Source organism: Janthinobacterium sp. PC23-8 (assembly GCF_002250505.1).
Classification (GTDB): Bacteria; Pseudomonadota; Gammaproteobacteria; order Burkholderiales; family Burkholderiaceae_D; genus Janthinobacterium.
Window position 1 is genome coordinate 2910325 of sequence record NZ_NJGY01000001.1, and the last position, 20877, is coordinate 2931201.

The following is a 20877-nucleotide window of genomic DNA, read 5'->3' on the forward strand; positions in this document are numbered from 1 at the left end:
TGTGAGTAGTACAAAGCCCGGCTGGGTAACCATGCCGGGCAATGTAGTCTCAGGAATATAGAAATTTAATCACCTCTGGAGTGATACATGAAAGCACTGCTCGATCTATTCAAGCAAGTACAGACCAACGAGACCTTCGATGCAATCAAGATCGGTCTCGCTTCGCCTGAGAAAATCCGTTCGTGGTCCTACGGCGAAGTCAAAAAGCCGGAAACCATCAACTACCGTACCTTCAAGCCTGAACGCGATGGCCTGTTTTGCGCCAAGATCTTTGGTCCTATCAAGGACTACGAGTGCCTGTGCGGCAAGTACAAGCGCCTGAAACACCGCGGCGTGATCTGCGAAAAATGCGGCGTCGAAGTCACCCTGGCCAAAGTGCGCCGCGAGCGCATGGGCCATATCGAACTGGCTTCGCCGACCGCCCACATCTGGTTCCTCAAATCCCTGCCGTCGCGCCTGGGGATGGTGCTGGACATGACGTTGCGGGACATCGAACGCGTGTTGTACTTTGAAGCCTACGTCGTGACCGATCCCGGCATGACTCCGCTGAAAAAGTGCCAGATCATGTCGGAAGACGACTACGCCGCCAAGTACGAAGAGTACGGCGACGACTTCACCGCCTTCATGGGCGCCGAAGGTATCCGTGAACTGCTGCGCTCGATCGACATCCACCGCGATGCCGAAACCTTGCGCGTGGAACTGAAGGAATCGAAGTCCGAAGCGAAGATCAAGAAATACGCCAAGCGCCTGAAAGTGCTGGAAGCGTTCCAGCGTTCGGGCATCAAGCCTGACTGGATGATCATGGAAGTGCTGCCGGTGCTGCCGCCGGAACTGCGCCCACTGGTTCCGCTGGACGGTGGCCGTTTCGCGACCTCGGATCTGAACGATCTGTATCGCCGCGTGATCAACCGCAACAACCGCCTGAAACGCCTGATGGAGCTGCGCGCTCCAGAGATCATCACGCGCAACGAAAAGCGCATGCTGCAGGAAGCGGTCGATTCGCTGCTGGACAACGGCCGTCGCGGCAAAGCGATGACCGGCGCCAACAAGCGTCCGCTCAAATCGCTGGCAGAAATGATCAAGGGCAAGGGCGGCCGTTTCCGTCAGAACTTGCTGGGCAAACGCGTCGATTACTCCGGTCGTTCGGTCATCGTGGTGGGCCCGCAATTGAAACTGCATCAGTGCGGCTTGCCGAAACTGATGGCGCTGGAACTGTTCAAGCCGTTCATCTTCAATAAACTGGAACTGATGGGTCTGGCCACGACCATCAAGGCAGCGAAGAAACTGGTTGAAATTCAAGAGCCAGTGGTGTGGGACATCCTGGAAGACGTGATCCGTGAACATCCGATCATGTTGAACCGCGCACCAACCCTGCACCGCCTGGGTATCCAGGCGTTCGAGCCGGTCCTGATCGAAGGCAAGGCCATCCAGTTGCACCCGCTCGTCTGCGCCGCATTCAACGCCGACTTTGACGGTGACCAGATGGCGGTCCACGTTCCCCTGTCGATCGAAGCGCAGATGGAAGCGCGTACCCTGATGCTGGCGTCGAACAACATCCTGTTCCCGTCGAACGGCGAACCGTCGATCGTGCCGTCCCAGGATATCGTGCTCGGTCTGTACTATGCCACGCGTGAAGCCATCAATGCCAAGAATGAAGGCATGATGTTCCCTGACGTGTCGGAAGTGATCCGCGCCTACGACAACAAGGAAGTCGAACTGACGACCCGCGTGACCGTGCGCATTACCGAATACCCGAAAAACGCCGAAACCGGCGAATTCGAAAAAACGGTAACCCGCTACGAAACGACGATCGGCCGTGCGATCCTGTCGGAAATCCTGCCGAAAGGCCTGCCTTTCTCGGTGCTGAACCGCGCGCTGAAAAAGAAAGAAATTTCCAAACTGATCAACACGTCGTTCCGCAAGTGCGGCCTGCGCGCCACCGTGGTGTTCGCCGACAAACTGATGCAATCGGGTTTCCGCCTGGCGACACGCGCCGGTATCTCGATCTGCGTCGACGACATGCTGGTACCACCGCAAAAAGTGACCCTGATCGCGACGGCCGAATCGGAAGTCAAGCAGATCGAGCAGCAGTACGCATCGGGTCTGGTGACTGCCGGCGAGCGTTACAACAAGGTCGTCGATATCTGGGGCAAGACCTCCGATGAAGTCGGCAAGGCCATGATGGACCAGCTCAAGGTCGAAGACGTGATCCGCCGCGACGGCACCAAGTCGACGCAGGAATCGTTCAACGCCATTTACATGATGGCCGACTCCGGCGCGCGCGGTTCCGCAGCCCAGATTCGCCAGTTGGCCGGTATGCGTGGCCTGATGGCCAAACCGGATGGTTCGATTATCGAAACGCCGATTACCGCGAACTTCCGCGAAGGCCTGAACGTGTTGCAGTACTTCATTTCGACCCACGGCGCTCGTAAAGGTCTGGCAGATACGGCACTGAAAACGGCAAACTCCGGTTACCTGACGCGCCGTCTGGTCGACGTGACGCAGGATCTGGTCGTGATCGAAGATGATTGCGGCACCATGAACGGCGCCCTGATGAAAGCGCTGGTCGAAGGCGGTGAAGTCATCGAGCCATTGCGCGACCGTATCCTCGGCCGCGTGACGGTGCACGATGTCGTCCATCCTGAATCGCAGGAAACGCTGTACGAAGCCGGCACCCTGATGGACGAAGACATGGTCGAAGAGATCGAGCGTCTGTCGATCGACGAAGTCAAGGTCCGTACGCCACTGACGTGCGACACGCGCTTCGGCCTGTGCGCCAAGTGCTATGGCCGCGATCTGGGCCGCGGCATGCTGGTCAACGCCGGTGAAGCCGTCGGCGTGGTCGCTGCGCAGTCGATCGGTGAGCCGGGTACCCAGCTGACCATGCGTACCTTCCACATTGGTGGTGCGGCGTCGCGTGCGGCAGTGGCATCGTCGGTGGAAGCGAAATCGAACGGTACCATCCGCTTCACGGCAACCATGCGTTACGTGACGAACGGCAAGGGCGCGCAAATCGTCATTTCCCGTTCCGGCGAAGTGCTGATCACCGACGACCATGGCCGTGAGCGTGAGCGTCATAAAGTGCCGTACGGCGCGACCCTGATCGTCAAGGACGGCATGGTCATCAAGGCCGGCACCGCCCTGGCAACATGGGATCCTTTGACCCGTCCGATCATTACCGAATACGCCGGTCAAGTGCGTTTCGAGAACGTCGAAGAAGGCGTCACCGTGGCCCGTCAGGTCGACGAAGTGACCGGTCTGTCCACCCTGGTGGCGATCGATGCGAAACGTCGCGGTTCGCTGACCAAGACCCTGCGTCCGCAAGTCAAGCTGATCAACGACGCCAACGAAGAAGTCAAGATCGCCGGCACCGAACACTCGGTGGCGATCGGCTTCCAGGTCGGCGCGCTGATCATGGTGAAAGACGGCCAGACGGTATCGGTGGGTGAAGTGCTGGCACGTATCCCGACCGAATCGCAAAAAACGCGCGATATTACCGGTGGTCTGCCACGCGTGGCCGAGCTGTTCGAAGCCCGTTCCCCGAAAGACGCCGGCATGCTGGCCGAAGTCACGGGTACGGTTGCGTTCGGCAAGGAAACCAAGGGCAAGCAGCGTCTGGAAATCACGGACATGGACGGCAACAAGCACGAGTTCCTCATTACCAAGGACAAGCAAGTGCTGGTGCATGACGGCCAGGTCGTGAACAAGGGCGAGATGATCGTGGACGGCCCGGCCGATCCGCAAGACATCCTGCGTTTGCTGGGTATCGAAGCGCTGGCGCGTTACATCGTTGACGAAGTGCAAGACGTGTACCGTCTGCAAGGCGTGAAGATCAATGACAAGCACATCGAAGTGATCGTGCGTCAGATGCTGCGCCGCGTTCAGATCGTCAATGCCGGCGACACCAACTACATCGTTGGCGAGCAGGTGGAACGTTCGGAACTGCTGGACGAGAACGATCGCATGGCGCAAGAGAACAAGATTCCTGCGACCTACGAAAACGTCTTGCTGGGTATTACCAAGGCATCGCTGTCGACCGACTCCTTCATCTCGGCCGCATCGTTCCAGGAAACCACCCGCGTGCTGACGGAAGCGGCGATCATGGGCAAGCGCGACGGTCTGCGCGGCCTGAAAGAGAACGTCATCGTCGGCCGCCTGATCCCTGGCGGCACCGGCCTGGCCTTCCACCGCGCACGCAAAGAGAAGGAAGCGTGGGAAGTCGAGGAGCGCCAGGCACTGCTGCTGGCCGAGAAAGCCTCGATGGCCGGCGAAGCTGCCGAAGCGTTGCAGGACATCGAAACGCAAGCCCAGCATCACCACGGCGACGAAGCGTAATTTTTTAGCTACTAGCTGACAAGAACGGCACCAGGGAGAAATTCCTGGTGCCGTTTTTTATTGTTGGCGTTATTGCTATTTCGCCGCGCACGCAAAGAGACAGAAGTAAGGGATGGGCGTAGAGCGCCAGGCACTGCTGCTGGCCGAGAAAGCCTCGATGGCTGGCGAAGCTGCCGAAGCGTTGCAAGACATCGAAACGCAAGCCCGGCATCACCACAGCGACGAAGCATACCGCCAGCGACTAGCGGACAAGAACGGTACCAGGGAGAAATCTCAGGTGCCGTTTTTTTATGTGTCAGAGCCCATCGTGTTGTTGACCTTGATGGCGAGCGCTTTGCCACGCCAATTCCCGGCACGCTTATGCTAAGATCTGGCGCATGATTGCCCACGCCCTGTTCTCTCCCGCCCAGCAAAAGCTGCTGAGCCTGCTGTTTGTCCGCGTCAACGAAGGTTTTCATCTGAACGAGATCATGCGCCTGACCGGCCTGGGCAGCGCGTCGGCGCAGCGCGAACTGCGGCGGCTGCATGATGCAGGGCTGATCACGTCCGAGCGCATCGGCAATGTGCGGCGCTTCTGGCCGAACAGGGACAGCCTGGTGTATCCCGAGCTGAGCAGCCTGGTGCAGAAGACCTTCGGCCTGGTGGGCGTGCTCAGCAGCACGTTGGCGCCGCTGCGTTCCCAGTTGCAGCTGGCCTTCGTGTATGGCGACACGGCCAGGGGGCAGGACCTGCCCGGCGGCGCCATCGACGTGTTGCTGGTGGCCGAAGTGGCCAACTACGGCGATTTGTTGACTCGTTTGGGGCCGGCCGAGCGAACCTTGCGCCGCAAAATCAATCCGAATCTGTATACGCTGCTTGACTACCAGCGCCGCCTGCGCGAGGGCCAGCCATTTTTATTGCAAGTGCTGCAGCAGCCCAAGCTGTTCGTGATCGGCGATGAAACGGATTTGCAGGCAATCTCGGTGCCGGCAGCAAACGGCATGTAAGCGGGGCGTGCGGAGGATGGTTTCTACGATAGAGTTAACCCAGGCAACATACTCTCTGAGGCGGATGATTGCATGATGAATAAACTACAGGCATTCGGTTTGATTGTTTCCCAGGCGGCGCGCGGCGAACTGGTGTTTCCCACCAGCGTCAACGCGGCGCTGCAACTGCAACTGGCGCTGGCGGAACCTGATTGCCATATCGATCATGCGATCAAACTGGTGCTGGCCGAACCGCTGCTGGCGGCGCGCACGGTCGCCCTGGCCAATTCCGCCGTCTACAGCCGCAGCGATGCGCCGCCCGCCACCAGCGTGCGCGCCGCCGTCATGCGCATGGGTTATCGCAACTTGTATTCGCTGGTGGCGGCGATGGTGGTGCGCCAGTTCGGCAGCAAGATCGTCGATCCGGTGCTGCGGCAAAAAGCAGCCCAGCTGTGGGAGCATACGGCGCACGTGGCCGCGCTGGCCCATGTGATCGCGCGCCGCGTCACCCATGTCGATGCCGACACGGCCCTGTTCGCCGGCATCGTGCACGAGGTGGGCGGATTTTATTTGCTGTCGCGCGCCGACGAATTTCCCGGCCTGCTGGACGAAGATGGCGAGCAGTGGATGGAATCGGCCGAAGAAATCATTTCGCGCGAAGTGATGAAAAAGCTGCTGATACCGCTACCGGTCAGCGAGGCCATCGAAGGCTTGCGCGACGGCTTGCTGGCGATCCCGCCCGATTCGCTGCTCGACACCTTGCTGCTGGCAAAACAATTGTCGCCGGTGCCGTCGCCGCTGCAAACGACCTTTATTGAAATGCTCACGCCGTCCGACTCCGTGATCGACTTCATTATCGACAACGAGACCTTGCAAAGCATCCTCGCGGAATCGGGCGAAGAGGTGCGCTCGATGAGCGCGGCGCTGCTGGTATAAGCCACGCCACGGCAGCCGTGACAAGGCTGCCGCCGTTGCTCCGCTTACTGCTGCTGCGCGATCCAGCGATCGACCTTCGCTTCCAGCAGTGTCAAGGGCAGGGTGCCGTCGCTCAGGACGACCTCGTGGAATTTCGGCAGGCTGAACTTGTCTTTCAATGCCGCTTGCGCGCGCTGGCGCAGTTCGATGATTTTCAGCGCGCCGATCTTGTAGCCCAGCGCCTGGCCCGGCCAGGCCATATAGCGCTCCGTCTCGCTTTTGGCCACCGCGTCGTAGCCGAGGGTGTCGCGCATGTACTTGATGGTCTGCTCGCGCGTCCAGCCCCTGGTGTGCAAGCCCGTGTCGACCACCAGGCGCACGGCGCGCAGCATTTCGTCGTTCAGGTGGCCAAAATATTGTGCCGGATCGTCGAACAGGCCCATTTCCTTGCCCAGGGTTTCCGCGTACAGGGCCCAGCCTTCCGTAAAGGCATTGTTGCCGCCGAAACGGCGGAAGTTCGGCAAGTCCATTTCCTGTACCAGCGCCAGGTGGAAATGGTGGCCCGGTTTGCCTTCGTGCAGGAACAAGGTGGTCATGCCCGTGTCGCCGTACAGTGTCGGGTCGGTCACCACCGACCAGAACACGCCCGGGCGCGAGCCGTCGGCGGCCGGCGCTGTGTAGTGGTCGGCGGCCGTATCGCGGCTCAGTTCGGGTTCCAGGCGCAAGTCCAGCGGCGCTTTCGGCACCAGGGTAAACAGCGCCGGCAGTTTGGTATCCAACAACACGTTCAATTTGCGGTACACATCGAGCACTTCCTGCTCGGTCTTGAACGGGCGGTATTTCGCCTGTTCCGAGACCCACACCGGCAGACCGGCGGCCGGGCCTGTGTAACCCATTTTCGGGCCGACGATGGCGTACTGGCCCTGGATGCGCGCCACTTCCCTCAGGCCGATCGCATGGATCTGTTCCGGTTTCAGGTCGGTGGTGGTGCTGGCCGCCACGCGCGCCTGGTACCAGGCGGCGCCGTCGGGCAGGGCGCTCCAGCCGCTGCTGGCGCGGCCGGCCGGCAGATAGTCCGTTTCCATGAAGGTGGCCAGGCGCTGCAGGGCCGGCATCAGCCTGGCGCCGACGACCTCGGCGTAGGCTTGCGTCAGGCGCTGCTTGTCGGCCTCACTGAAGCCGGCCGGCAGATTCCTGACGGGCGTGTAGTACACGCTCTCCTGCGGCGTGGCGCTGAGCAGTTTCTTGAACTGCGGCAGGGCGGACTCGATCAGCGCTTTCGGCAGCACGATCTTCTTTTGCATGCCGACGCGCATATTGGCAATCGCCTGGTCGATCCAGCCGGGCAGCTGGTCCAGCCGGCTCAGGTAGGCCTCATACTGCTTGACCGTCACCAGCGGCTGCGACGCTTCGCCGCCCGCGTAATTGGCCAGCGTGACGGGCACGCTGTCCATCTGGTTCAGGGGCAGCAGATATTCGGGGAAACGCTCGAACGACAGCGCCGTCGCCAGTTCATAGTCGAGGATGTCGTAGTTGATCTGGTCATGCTGCGACAACTGCTTGCGGCTAATTGCGCGCAAGGTCTTCTGGTACTGGCGGTACAGGGTGAACTGCCTGGCGCGCGCGGCCGGCACGATGGCCGAACCGAGCTGGTCGTCAAAACGGTTGTCGCCGCTTTCGGTGGCATTGATCGGCTCGAAACGGGCCAGGGCATCGTAGTACTGGTCGGCCACCACCTGCAACCGCTGTCTGGCTTGCGGCGAACTGACGGCCACAGGCTGGGCTGTGGTCGTAGCGGCGGGCTCTGCCGCTTGCGACAGTGGCGCAAAGGCCAGCAACAGGGAGGTGGCGAGGGTGCCGAGGGCGATGCCGTGGGCGTAACGATGCTTCATGCGCGAGATCCTTGGTAAGGAGAGTATGAATGGCGATAAGGGGTGGCGATCAGTGGCCGGGGCGTAAGCATACGCCATGGTTCAATTCGCTTGCAGGAAATATTGCGTCGCTTAATGCTTGTCGCCCGGCGGCAACGCCGCCTTCATCTAATTCTGACTCCGGTTGAAACCCCGGCCTGAAGGCCGGGGTTTCGCGTAGCGATTGGAGGGGGGCGCCCAGCCGGGTTTCAAACCCCTTCCAAATCTTATTCAGTCCGCCAGGCCTGAAGGCCTGGCGCATTTAAATTGTTGGGGCCGCCTCGGCAAAGCGCGTTTCATCAGTGGTCATGATGGAAGGTGCGGCAGGGCCGCGCCGCGCTGTATTTTCAGCGGGACATTATCCCATGGGTGTACTGCCGCGCATGGCTAATACGCTTTGCGCATGAGCATGGTGCGAATGAATTCTGGATATTTCCGCACAGCAGGCATATTCTATGCAGTCGCGCTCGCTGACCATCAGCAGCCCGCCCTATGTCCCTATCCCTATCGAGGAGTATTCCATGCGTCTTGCCCTTGCCCTTGTCCTTGCCAGCCTGTTGATGTCCGGCGCCGCGCTTGCCGCCGCGCCGACCCCTGCCGCCGCACCTGCCGCTGCCGCCCAGCACCTGCCCTACAACACGGCGGCCGATGCCAAGGCCGACGTGGCGCAGGCGCTGGCGCAAGCGAAGGCCGCCCATGTGCCCGTGCTGCTGATCTTTGGCGCCAACTGGTGCGAAGACTGCCGCGCGCTCGACAAGGCTTTGAAGGAAGGCAAAAACGCCGAGCTGATGCAGAAGGAATTCAAGGTCGTGAAAGTCGATGTGGGCAATTTCGACCATAACCTCGATGTGGCGAACGCCTATGGCAATCCGCTGAAAAAGGGCATCCCGGCCGCCGTGCTGGTCTCCAGCAGCGACAACCAGGTGCTGTACGCCACCAAGGGCGGCGAACTGGCGAACGCGCGCCGCATGAGCGACAGCGGCGTCTACGACTTCTTCAAGCACGCCGCCACGCTCAAGCAACCGGCGATCTGATCACCTCAGGCGGGCAGGCCGTGCGCGATCAATTCCAGGGGCAGTTCGGTGCTGTATTTGATCTGCTCCATGGAAAACGCCGATGACACGCCCAGCAGTTGCGCTGCCTTGATCAGCTTTTTGTAGAACAGGTCATAGCCCTTGATATCGGTGGTGACCACCTTCAGCAAATAATCGATGTCGCCGCTCATGCGGTGGAATTCCTGCACCTCGGGCAGCACGATGACGGCGGCGGCAAAGCGGCGCAGCCATTTTTCGTCGTGCTGGCCGGTGCGCACGCTGACAAATACCGTGACCGGCAAGCCGACTTTCTGCCGGTTGACGATGGCCACGCGGCTCTCGATATAGCCCTCTTCCTCCAGGCGCTTGACGCGCTTCCAGCACGGCGTACTCGATAAGCCGATGCGCTCGCTGAGGGCGGCGATCGACAGTGTGCCGTCGCTTTGCAGTGCTGCCAGGATGGCGCAATCGAACTTGTCCAAGGCGTGGGAAAGTGAATTCATTTGTTTATTTCATGATTGGTAGCATGCATATGCTGCATGGTAGCGCATGCCTAGTAAATTTTGGCATATTTTCACGGGTACGGCTTGGTAAACTGTTGATCTGCCCACCCCTCCAGCGATGATCATGAAAGACATTTACCTCGACTGCAACGCCACCACCAGCGTGTTGCCCGCCGCCGTCGCCGCCGCCAGCGCCGCCATGGCGCACGGTTATGGCAACCCCAGCAGCACCCATGGCACCGGCTTGCAGGCCAAGGCCATGATGGATGGCGTGCGGCTGCTTGCGCGCCGCCTGCTCGGCAGCGGGGAAGGGCGGTTGATGTTCAACAGCGGCGCCACCGAGGGCATCCAGACGGCCGTGCTGTCGGCGCTGTGCGCGCTGCGCGAACGGCGCGATGCGGGCCAGCGCATCGGCAGCCTGCTGCTGTATGGCGCGACCGAACACAAGGCCGTGCCGGAAAGCCTGGCGCACTGGAACCGCCTGCTGGGCCTGAACCTGACCCTGCGCGCGCTGCCGGTCGATACCGATGGGCGGCACGATCTTGCCGTGCTGGCTGAGCTGATCGGTGACGCCGCCATGCTGTGCACCATGGCGGCCAACAATGAAACCGGCGTGATCAGCGATCTGTCGGCGATCGCGCGACTGCTGGAGGAACGCGGCGCCCATGCCTACTGGATGGTCGACTGCGTGCAGGCGCTGGGCAAGTTGCAGCTGAACCTGGCCGCCACGCGCATCGATTACGCGCCGTTCTCCGGCCACAAGCTGTATGCGCCGAAAGGCATCGGCATGCTGTATGTGCGGGATGGCGCGCCGTTCACGCCCCTGATGATGGGTGGCGGCCAGGAAACGGGCTGGCGCTCGGGTACCGAAAACATGGCCGGCATCGCCGCGCTGGGCGCCGTGCTGGCCGCGCTCGACGATGGCCGTACCTTCCGCAGCCCGGCAGAGCTGGCGCAATGGCGCGCGCGCCTGGCCGCCAGCCTGGAGGCCGCCTTGCCTGGCATCGTCTTCAATGTGCCGTTCGCGCTGTCGCTGCCGACCACCCTGAATTTTTCGGTGCCGGGTGTGTCCTCGAAAGAACTGCTGGATTTGTTCGATGCGGCCGGCGTGCGCGTCAGCTCGGGCAGCGCCTGTTCCGCCGCCAAGGCCTTGCCCAGCTATGTGCTCGAAGCGATGCAGGTGCCGGCCTGGCGCGCCAGTTCGGCCATTCGCCTGTCGTTCGGCCCGCTGACCGACGAAGCGACCATTCTTGCCGCCTGCGCGCGCATCGAGCGCTGCGGCGAGGCGCTGCGCGCCAGCTGTTTGCTGCCGTCCGCTCTGGCACCCCTGGCGCCCTTGTCCGCCATGCGCGACGGCGTCACCGCGCTCGGCGTCGACGGCCGCACCACCTGGCTGCTGACAGACGCCGCCAGCGCCAGTTGCGTGATCATCGACCCGCAAGCGGCCCTGGTGCCGCGCCTTGCCGCCTTCGTGCGCTGCCAGGGCTATGCCGTGCGGGCCATCGGACATACTGCGCCAGCGCCGGACCAGGGCGCGGCGCGCCTGGCGTTGCGGGAAGCGCTGGACGCGTTGGACATCGAGCAGCTTGACGCCTTCGATGCACAGGGCCGGCTGGCGTTTGGCGCCGGCCTGCGCCGCATCGATTGCGGCGATACGCAGGTGTATTTGCTGGGGAACAGCTTTGCTTTCACCGGCGCGCTCGATGCGCACGTGGTGGCGGCCTTGCTGAGTCCTGATCTCGTCACGCCCGATACCGTGCTGTGCGGCTCGCGCGACGATGGCGGCATCTGCGCCACCGTGCGCGCCGCGCTGGCGCCGCAGGTGACGCCGGCGCTGCAGCTTGAGGCAGGCGGCCTGGCGGCCTGGTTGCGCGCGCATCCGGACGCCATCGTGGTCGATGTGCGCGAAGCCTATGAACAGGCCGCGTGCACGGGGCTGGGGTTCGACGGCGCCACCGTGCAGCGCGTGCCGCTCAGCCGCCTGGCCGGCGAAGTGGCCGGCTGGCTGCGGGAGCCGCAGCGTGCGCTGGTGTTTTTCTGCCGCAGCGGCAACCGCAGTGCGCGCGCCGCCGCCTGTCTGCGCCGCCTCGGTCATGGCGCGGCCTGGCAATTGAACGGCGGCATGGCCATGGCCGCGTCCGCCCCTCGGCCGCTGTCGATGGCGGCTTGAGCAGTGATATTGCCGAGTAGCTTTCCTGCTACTTGGCAAGACGGTTTATTTCCACTTGGAATGAATGTCACGGCCTGGCGGCCACTTTCTTGGGCCGCCCGCCGCCAATCCCCCTTGTATGTACGCTAGCGCACGGTCTCATGCCGGGCGCGCACCTACGATGAAGCTCAGAAAATCTTTCTGATGATTGAGATTCATCGTAACGCTCCGGCGCTTTGCTTTCCGTCTTTGTCAGTGCCTGCTTTGCGCCCGCAAACCGGCCTTGGCCTGGCGGCGGGTGCCGTCGTTTCATGCGCGCACTAGAGCGAGGCCAAGTTGAAAGAGTACACAGCAGTAGTCAGGGAAAAATTCTCCCGTTTCACGGACATTTTCCGGGGCAATATCAATGGCGGCGGCGCGGGCGAGAGCTTCGATGCCGCGCGCGACGACGCCTTGCCCTTGCGTTCGGAATTATTCAGCGCCATGCAGATGGCCGCGCACGGCAAGCATGTCGCCACCGGCCATGCGGTCGGCAAGCGGCAAGGCCGCGATCGCCTGCTGGCGCGCCTGGCCGACAACGCGGCGCTGATCACGGCCACCGTCAACGAACTGACGGCCACCGTGAAAAGCGGCCGCCAGGTCACGCCCGCTTCCGAATGGCTGCTCGATAATTTCTACCTGATCGAAGAACAGATCCGCACCACCCGGCGCCACCTGCCGAAGAACTACAGCAAGGAATTGCCACGCCTGACGTCCGGCCTGGATGCGGGCTGCCCGCGCGTGTATAAAATCGCGCTTGAAATCATCTCGCATGGCGACGGTCACGTGGACCTGGAAAACCTGTGCCACTTCGTCGAAGCCTACCAGGACGTCGCCACCCTGACCCTGGGCGAGCTGTGGGCGGTGCCCATCATGCTGCGCCTGGCGCTGATCGAGAACCTGCGCCGCGTGGCCGCGCGCGTGGCCGACGACCGCCTGCAGCGCGACCTGGCCAATGGCTGGGCCGACAAGATGATGGAGATCGCCGACACCAACCCCAGCGGCCTGATCCTGCTGGTGGCCGACATGGCGCGCTCCAACCCGCCCACCAGCAGCGCGTTTGTGGCCGAACTGTCGCGCCGGCTGCAGGGACAAAGCCCTTCCTTGACGCTCGCGCTGTCGTGGCTGACGCATAAACTGGCCGAAACGGGCCTGACCATCGAGCAGCAGGTGCAGGTCGAGATCGGACAGCAGGCGGCCGACCAGGTGTCGATCGCCAACAGCATCGGCAGCCTGCGCTTTCTGGGCACCATGGACTGGCAGGAATTCGTCGAAACCATGAGCGTGGTCGAACAGACCTTGCGCCTGGACCCGGCCGGCACCTATGGCGCCATGGACTTCGCCACCCGCGACAGCTACCGCCATGCGATCGAGCGCATCGCCAGGCGCAGCGAGCGCAGCGAAATGGAAGTGGCCGAGATGGCGGTGCAACTGGCGCAGACGCATGGCGCGAGCATCGATACGCGCCGTGGCCATATCGGCTTTTACCTGATCGGACGCGGCGTATTGATCCTGGAAAAACAGGCCGGCGCCAGGCTGCCGTTGCGCGAAGCGCTGGAACACACTGCGCGCGCGGCGCCGCTGGCCGTCTACCTGGGGGCGATCTCTTTCCTGAGCCTGGCCACCAGCGCACTGCTGCTCGAGCGCGCCGTGCGCTATGGCGTGTCGGGCTGGCCGCTGGCCGCCGTGGGCGTGCTGGCGCTGATGGGCAGCAGCCAGCTGGCCGTCGCGCTGGTCAACTGGGTGGCGACCCTGATGACCGTGCCGCACCCGCTGCCGCGCATGGACTACAAGGCCGGCATCCCGTCGGACGCGCGCGCCATCGTGGTGGTGCCGACGCTGATTTACAGCGAAGCCAACGTGGCCGAGCTGTGCGAAGCGCTGGAAGTGCGCTACCTGGCCAACCGCGACCCGAACCTGCGCTTTTGCCTGCTGACCGATTTTGTCGACGCGCCCACGCAAACGCTGCCCGGCGACGAGGCCCTGCTGCACCAGGCGCAAACCCTGATCCGTGGCCTGAACCAGAAATACTGCGTCGAAGGCGAACCGTTCAAGGACAACGGCGAGCCGGCCGATCCGCAAGACCTGGGCCAGGCCGGCCCCTTCCTGCTGCTGCACCGTCCGCGCCTGTTCAATTCTCAGCAGAACGCGTGGATGGGCCAGGAGCGCAAGCGCGGCAAACTGTCGGACCTGAACCTGTTCCTGCGCGGCGGCGCGCGCGACAAATTCATGCTGGTCGAAGGCCAATTGCGCGGCCTGCGCACCATCAAATACGTAATCTCGCTCGACACCGACACCCAGCTGCCGCGCGACGCGGCGCGCCATTTTGTCGCCACCATGATGCATCCGCTGAACCGCCCCGTGCTCGACGCGGCCGGCTCGCGCGTGATCGCCGGCTACGGTATCCTGCAGCCGCGCGTGGCCGTGGCCCTGCCCAGCGCCAACGCCTCGCAGTACGAACTGCTGTGCGGCGGCGAACCGGGCATCGATCCGTACACGCGCACCGTGTCCGACCTGTACCAAGATGTGTTTTACGAAGGCTCGTTTATCGGCAAGGGCATCTACGACCTCGACATGTTCGAGCGCGTGCTGGGCCAGCGCCTGCCCGACAACAAGATCCTCAGCCACGACTTGCTCGAAGGCTGCTACCTGCGCGCCGGCCTCTTGAGCGACTCGCAACTGTATGAAGAATATCCGGCCAGCTACGACGCCGATGTGAGCCGCCGCCAGCGCTGGATCCGCGGCGACTGGCAACTGATCGGCTGGCTGCTGGGCCGCGTGCCCGGCCGTGGCGGCAAGCGCGAACGCAATCCGCTGTCGATGCTGTCGCGCTGGAAGCTGTTCGACAACCTGCGCCGCAGCCTGGTCGCGCCGGCCACCACCGCCTCGTTGCTGCTGACCTGGGGCTTGCTGCCACACGTGGCGTTCTGGAGCGCGGTGGTGCTGGCGATCATTTTCCTGCCGCCGGTGGTCTCGGCCCTGTACGACCTGCTGCGCAAACCTGGCGACACGCTGTGGCGTCAGCACCTGGCCGCTTTCGAGCGCCGCTGCGGCGTGCAGTTTTCGCATGCCATGCTGACCCTGGTGTTCCTGCCGTATGAAGCCTTCATCAGCGTCGACGCCATCGTGCGCACGCTGTGGCGCCTGGCCGTCTCGCACAAGCATCTGCTCGACTGGCGCGCCTCGAACCTGCACAGTACCAAAGGCGAACCGGGCGATAGCTGGCGCGCCATGTGGTGCTCGCCGCTGCTGGCGCTGGCCACCTTTGCCGCGCTGCTGCACTGGCGCCCGGAAGCCTTGCCGGCCGCCGCCATCATCCTCGTGCTGTGGCTGGCCGCGCCCGCCATCGCCTGGCGCATCAGCCGTCCGATCAAGCGCGCCGTGGCCCGCCTGTCGGCCGAGCAGGGCCAGTTCCTGCACGGCGTGGCGCGCAAGACCTGGGCCTATTTCGACACCTTTGTCGGCCCGGACGACCATTTCCTGCCGCCCGATAACATGCAGGAGCACCCGAGCACGGTGGTGGCGCACCGCACCTCGCCGACCAATATCGGCCTGGCGCTGCTGGCCAACCTGACCGCCTACGATTTCGGCTACATCACCATGGGCCAGCTGATCGAACGCAGTCGCGCCACCTTGCACAGCATGGGCGAGCTGGAACGCTTCCAGGGGCATTTTTACAACTGGTACGACACGCAGACCTTGAAACCGCTGCAGCCCATGTATATCTCGACGGTTGACAGCGGCAACCTGGCCGGCCACCTGCTCACCTTGCAGCCGGGCCTGGTCGAACTGTATGACGCACCCATCATCGGCGCGCAGCTGATCAAAGGCATCCGCACCACGGCCCAGGTGCTGCGGGAGTTTCTTGCCGTCGACAGCGACGCCAGGGGCGCGCACGAAGCGCTGGCGCTGCTGCTGGCCGACGCCACGCCGGCCAGCCTGCCCGAGTGGCATGCCTGGCTGAGCGCGGCCAGCAGCGCCGCCGACGCGCTGCTGTCGCTGCAAGGCGGCGACAGCGAGCTGGCCATGTGGAGCGATGCGCTGGCGCGCCAGTGCCGCGCGGCCCTGGCCGAACTGCTGCAACTGGCGCCGTGGGCCGCGCATGCGGGCCTCGATGCTTCGCTTTCGCGCGTGCCGACCCTGCGCGAACTGGCAACGTTCGAAGCGGCGCCGGCTACCTTGCCCGAGCTGGCCAGCCTCGTGGCGCAAGGCCGCGAACAGGCGATCCAGAACGTGCGCGACATCGCCCAGGCCGCAGGCCAGGCACGCGACTTCGCGCAGATCGAATACGCCTTCCTGTACAACCCGTCGACCAAGCTGCTGGCCATCGGCTACAACGTCAGCGAACGCCGCCTCGACGCCAGCTATTACGACTTGCTGGCCTCCGAAGTGCGCCTGGCCAGCTTTATTGCGATTGCCCAGGGCCAGCTGCCGCAGGAGCACTGGTTTGCCCTTGGCCGCCAGCTGTGCATGGTGGCTGGCCAGCCGGTGCTGCTGTCGTGGAGCGGCTCGATGTTCGAGTACCTGATGCCGCTCCTGGTGATGCCGAACTACCCGAACACCTTGCTCGACCAGACCTACCACTCGGTGATCGAGGCGCAGATCGACTACGGCCGCCAGCGCGACGTGCCGTGGGGCGTATCCGAGTCGGGCTACAATACGGTCGACGCCAGCCTCAATTACCAGTACCGCGCGTTCGGCGTGCCGGGCCTGGGCTTGAAACGCGGCCTGGCCGACGATCTGGTGATCGCGCCCTACGCCAGCATGATGGGCCTGATGGTGCAACCGGAAGCGTCGTGCCAGAACCTGCAGCGCATGCAGGCGGCCGGCTACATGGGGCGCTACGGCTTTTTTGAAGCGATCGACTTCACGGTGGCGCGCCTGCCGCGCGGCCAGGCCAGCGCCGTCATTCGTTCCTACATGGTGCACCACCAGGGTATGGGTTTCCTGGCGCTCAGCTACCTGCTGCACGACCGCCCGATGCAGCGCCGTTTCGAATCCGATCCGCTGCTGCAGTCGGCCTTGCTGGTGCTGCAGGAACGCACGCCGCAGGCCGGTGCCTTTTACTCGAACACGGCCGAACTGGCGGTACTGCGCACCGGCGCCACCGAGCAGACCATGCCGATGCGCGTCCTCACGCAGGCCAACAGCGCCGTGCCCGAAACGCAGCTGCTGTCGAACGGCCGCTATCACGTCATGGTCAGCAATGCCGGCGGCAGCTACAGCCGCTGGAAAGACCTGTCGGTGACGCGCTGGCGCGAAGACAGCACGCGCGACAACTGGGGCAATTTCTGCTACCTGCGCGACCTCGACGAAGGCGATGTCTGGTCCACCACTTACCAGCCGACCCTGGTCGAGCCGAAAAAATATGAAGTGATTTTCTCGGAAGGGCGCGCCGAGTTCCGCCGCGCCGACCATGGGCTGGAGCTGTACACGGAAATCGTCGTCTCGCCCGAGGACGATATCGAGATCCGCCGCACCCGCATCAGCAACAATTCGAACCGCCAGCGCCGCATCGAGATCACCAGCTTCGCCGAAGTGGTGATGGCGCCGTCGGCGGCCGATGCGGCCCATCCGGCGTTCAGCAAACTGTTCGTGCAAACGGAAATCCTGGCGCAGGAAAACGCGATTCTGTGCACGCGCCGTCCGCGCTCGAAAGAAGAGCAGATGCCGTGGCTGCTGCATGTGATGACAGTGCATGACGCCAGCGGCTACGAGGTCTCGTTCGAGACCGACCGCTCGCGCTTTATCGGCCGCGGCAACACGGCGCAGCTGCCGCTGGCGCTGCAGCAGGACGGGCCGTTGAGCGGCGGCCAGGGTTCGGTGCTCGATCCGGTGGTGGCGATCCGCTACGTGCTCACCCTGGCGCCCGACCAGGCCATTACGGTCGACTGCGTGACGGGCATGGTCGAGCAGCGCGAAGCGGCGCTGCACCTGATCGACAAATACCAGGACCGCCACCTGGCCGACCGCGTGTTCGAACTGGCGTGGACCCACAGCCAGGTGGTGCTGCGCCAGTTGAACGCCAGCGAAGCCGACGCCCAGCTCTATGCGCGCCTGGCCAATGCCGTGATCTATCCGAACGCCTCGCTGCGCGCCGACGCCAGCATTTTGCTGAAGAACCATCGCGGCCAGTCCGGCCTGTGGGCCTATGCCATTTCGGGCGACCTGCCGATCGTGCTGCTGCAGATCCGCGACCCGGCCAATATCGAGCTGGCGCGGCAAATGGTGCAGGCGCACGCCTACTGGCGCCTCAAAGGGCTGGTGGTCGACCTGGTGATCTGGTACGAAGACCAGTCCGGCTACCGCCAGCTGCTGCAGGAACAGATCATGGGCCTGATCGCCTCGGGCATCGACGCGCAGGCGATCGACCGCCCGGGCGGCATCTTCGTGCGCCTGGCCGACCAGATCGCCAACGAAGACCGCATCTTGCTGCAATCGGTGGCGCGCGCCATCATCAGCGACACGCGCGGTACCCTGGCCGAGCAGGTCAAGCGGCCTGCCAGCCCGGTGTTGCGCATGCCGCCATTGATGCTTGAGGGCGGACGCGAAGTCGTCCTCGCGCCGCACCGCGCAGCCAGGCGTGAGCTGATCCTGGAAAACGGCCTCGGCGGCTTTACGCCCGATGGCTGCGAATACGTGATCACCACCGGCGAGGACCATCGCACGCCGGCGCCATGGTCGAATGTGCTGGCCAATGCGCAGTTCGGCACCGTGGTGTCGGAAAGCGGCCAGGCTTATACCTGGAGCGAGAACGCGCATGAATTTCGCCTCACGCCCTGGCACAACGATCCGGTCTCGGATTTGTCGGGCGAAGCGTTCTATATCCGCGATGAGGAAAGCGGCCAGTTCTGGTCGCCGACGGCCTTGCCGGCGCGCGGCAGCGGCGACTATGTGACGCGCCACGGCTTCGGCTACAGCGTGTTCGAACACTGCGAAAGCGGCATTTCCAGCGAGCTGTGCACTTATGTGGCGCTGGACGCGCCGGTCAAGTATGCGGTGGTCAAGCTGCGCAACGACAGCGGCACGGCGCGCCGCCTGTCCGTCACCGGCTACATCGAATGGGTATTGGCCGACCTGCGCGCCAAGTCCGGCATGCATGTGGTGACGGAAGTCGATTCCATCAGCGGCGCGCTGTTTGCGCGCAATAACTACAACACCGAGTTTTCCGGCCGCGTGGGCTTTTTCAATACCGACGCCAGCATCCGCTCGATCACCTGCGACCGCAATGAGTTCATCGGCCGCAACGGCAGCCTGGCGCAGCCGGCCGCCTTGCGCCGCGTGCGCCTGTCCGGCAAGGCCGGCACGGGGCTCGACGCCTGCGCGGCGATCCAGGTGCCGTTCGAACTGCAACCGGGGCAGGAGCGTGAAATCGTCTTTATCCTCGGCGTGGGCGGGCGCCGCAATGCCGACGCCAGCACCATGGTGCAGCGTCACATGGGCAAGGATGCGGCGCGCAATGCACTGGCCAATGTGCGCGCGCACTGGGCCAGCACGCTGGGCGCGGTGCGCATCGAAACGCCCGAGCCGACCCTGGACGTGATTACCAACGGCTGGCTGATGTACCAGACCATCGCCTGCCGCCTGTGGGCGCGCAGCGGCTACTACCAGTCCGGCGGCGCCTACGGCTTCCGCGACCAGCTGCAAGACGCGATGGCGATGATCCATACCAAGCCGGAGCTGCTGCGCGGCCATTTGCTCGTCAGTGCCGCGCACCAGTTCCTCGAAGGCGACGTGATGCACTGGTGGCATCCGCCGTCGGACCGCGGCGTGCGCACGCACTGCTCGGACGATTATCTGTGGCTGCCGCTGGCCGCCTGCCGCTATGTGACGGCCACCGGCGAGCTCGATGTGCTGTCCGAAGTAGTGCACTTTATCGAAGGGCGCGCCGTCAAGCCGGAAGAAGATTCCTATTACGACTTGCCGGTGCGGTCAAACGAATCGGCCGACCTGTACGAACATTGCGTGCGGGCGATCCGCCATGGCCTGCGCATGGGCGTGCACGGCCTGCCTTTGATGGGTTCCTGCGACTGGAACGACGGCATGGACAAGGTGGGCGAGCATGGCAAGGGCGAGAGCGTGTGGCTGGCCTTCTTCCTGTATGAAGTGCTGCAGCGCTTTGCCGAAGTGGCGGTGCTGCGCGGCGATACGAAGTTTGCCCAGTTCTGCCGCGACGAGGCGGCCAAATTGTCCGCCAATGTCGAAGAGCATGCGTGGGACGGCCAGTGGTACCGCCGCGCGTATTTTGACGATGGCACGCCGCTCGGTTCGCACACCAACCTCGAATGCCAGATCGATTCGATTTCGCAAAGCTGGGGCGTGCTGTCGGGCGCGGCCAACAAGGAGCGCGTGGCCGGCGCCATGCGCCAGGTCGATGCGCGCCTGGTGCGCCGCGATTCGGGCGTGATCCAGTTGCTCGATCCGCCGTTCGACAAGGCCGACCTGAACCCCGGCTATATCCGCGGCTATGTGCCGGGCGTGCGGGAAAACGGCGGCCAGTACACGCATGCGGCGATCTGGACGGCGATGGCGTTTGCGCGCATGGGCGACAGCGAAAAAGCCTGGGAGCTGATGCGCATGATTAACCCCGTGCGCCATGGCGAAGACGCCGCATCGGTAGCGCGCTACAAGGTCGAACCGTATGTGGTGACGGCCGACGTGTATGCCGTCTCGCCGCATGTCGGGCGCGGCGGCTGGAGCTGGTACACGGGGTCGTCGGGCTGGTTGTACCGCCTGATCGTCGAATCCCTGCTGGGCGTGTCGCGCGAAGCGGACCGGCTGCGCCTGACGCCAAGCTTGCCGGCCGAGTGGAATACCTTCAAGCTGCACTACCGCTTTGGCGAAAGCAGCTACGCCATCACGGTGGAAAAGGCGCAGGGACAAGCGGCCGGCCTGAGCGTCGACGGCGTGGCGGTGGCGGGCGACACCATCGCCCTGCGCGACGAGAAGCGCGAATACACGGTGCTGCTGCGCGTGTAGCTTGTAGAAGGGGGCGCCGGTGCAAGGTGTCGGGCAGGCCATGGTTAA

Annotated in this window: 9 protein-coding genes; 7 read left to right on the forward strand and 2 right to left on the reverse strand. The window is 63.6% G+C overall.

The features are described from left to right. The first annotated feature begins 87 nt into the window (after positions 1-87). The 4 genes from rpoC (at position 88) to CD932_RS12510 (ending at position 6236) form a co-directional block, all read left to right on the forward strand. Positions 88-4335 carry a DNA-directed RNA polymerase subunit beta' gene (gene rpoC, locus CD932_RS12495; RefSeq protein WP_065310181.1) on the forward strand — a complete coding sequence of 1416 codons (4248 nt, stop codon included), beginning with the start codon at positions 88-90 and terminating at the stop codon, positions 4333-4335. Positions 4336-4447: 112 nt separating this feature from the next. Further along, entirely contained in the window at positions 4448-4702 is a 255-nt protein-coding gene (locus CD932_RS12500; RefSeq protein WP_094442929.1) for a hypothetical protein, read from the forward strand. Positions 4703-4712: 10 nt separating this feature from the next. After that, on the forward strand, positions 4713-5321 hold the full coding sequence (locus CD932_RS12505) for a winged helix-turn-helix domain-containing protein (protein WP_094442930.1): 609 nt from the start codon (positions 4713-4715) through the stop codon (positions 5319-5321). A 75-nt stretch (positions 5322-5396) separates the two neighbouring features. Further along, positions 5397-6236 (forward strand): HDOD domain-containing protein, encoded by an 840-nt coding sequence (locus tag CD932_RS12510; protein WP_094443613.1) that lies wholly within the window; start codon positions 5397-5399, stop codon positions 6234-6236. 44 nt (positions 6237-6280) lie between these two features. Here CD932_RS12510 and CD932_RS12515 read toward each other — a convergent pair whose 3' ends face one another. Then, entirely contained in the window at positions 6281-8107 is a 1827-nt protein-coding gene (locus tag CD932_RS12515; RefSeq protein WP_094442931.1) for a DUF885 family protein, read from the reverse strand. Positions 8108-8646: 539 nt separating this feature from the next. On the opposite strand from CD932_RS12515, the gene CD932_RS12520 reads away from it, so the two are divergent. Then, complete coding sequence (locus tag CD932_RS12520) at positions 8647-9159, forward strand: co-chaperone YbbN (protein ID WP_094443614.1); 513 nt, start codon at positions 8647-8649, stop codon at positions 9157-9159. Positions 9160-9164: 5 nt separating this feature from the next. Here the strand turns inward: CD932_RS12520 and CD932_RS12525 are convergent, their stop codons facing one another. Continuing rightward, positions 9165-9662, reverse strand: a complete 498-nt coding sequence (locus CD932_RS12525) for an Lrp/AsnC family transcriptional regulator (protein ID WP_094442932.1) — start codon at positions 9660-9662, stop codon at positions 9165-9167. A 124-nt stretch (positions 9663-9786) separates the two neighbouring features. On the opposite strand from CD932_RS12525, the gene CD932_RS12530 reads away from it, so the two are divergent. Together CD932_RS12530 and CD932_RS12535 are read left to right on the forward strand one after the other, a co-directional pair. Next, on the forward strand, positions 9787-11832 hold the full coding sequence (locus tag CD932_RS12530) for an aminotransferase class V-fold PLP-dependent enzyme (protein WP_094443615.1): 2046 nt from the start codon (positions 9787-9789) through the stop codon (positions 11830-11832). Positions 11833-12147: 315 nt separating this feature from the next. Next, positions 12148-20829 carry a glucoamylase family protein gene (locus CD932_RS12535; protein ID WP_369679831.1) on the forward strand — a complete coding sequence of 2894 codons (8682 nt, stop codon included), beginning with the start codon at positions 12148-12150 and terminating at the stop codon, positions 20827-20829. Positions 20830-20877 lie beyond the last annotated feature (48 nt).

Bases quoted from the DNA above. Each gene is read 5' to 3' on its own strand.
- CD932_RS12520 (WP_094443614.1), top strand. From the start codon at position 8,647: ATGCGTCTTGCCCTTGCCCTTGTCCTTGCCAGCCTGTTGATGTCCGGC.
- CD932_RS12530 (WP_094443615.1), top strand. From the start codon at position 9,787: ATGAAAGACATTTACCTCGACTGCAACGCCACCACCAGCGTGTTGCCC.
- rpoC (WP_065310181.1), top strand. From the start codon at position 88: ATGAAAGCACTGCTCGATCTATTCAAGCAAGTACAGACCAACGAGACC.
- CD932_RS12515 (WP_094442931.1), bottom strand. From the start codon at position 8,107: ATGAAGCATCGTTACGCCCACGGCATCGCCCTCGGCACCCTCGCCACC.
- CD932_RS12500 (WP_094442929.1), top strand. From the start codon at position 4,448: ATGGGCGTAGAGCGCCAGGCACTGCTGCTGGCCGAGAAAGCCTCGATG.
- CD932_RS12505 (WP_094442930.1), top strand. From the start codon at position 4,713: ATGATTGCCCACGCCCTGTTCTCTCCCGCCCAGCAAAAGCTGCTGAGC.
- CD932_RS12510 (WP_094443613.1), top strand. From the start codon at position 5,397: ATGAATAAACTACAGGCATTCGGTTTGATTGTTTCCCAGGCGGCGCGC.
- CD932_RS12525 (WP_094442932.1), bottom strand. From the start codon at position 9,662: ATGAATTCACTTTCCCACGCCTTGGACAAGTTCGATTGCGCCATCCTG.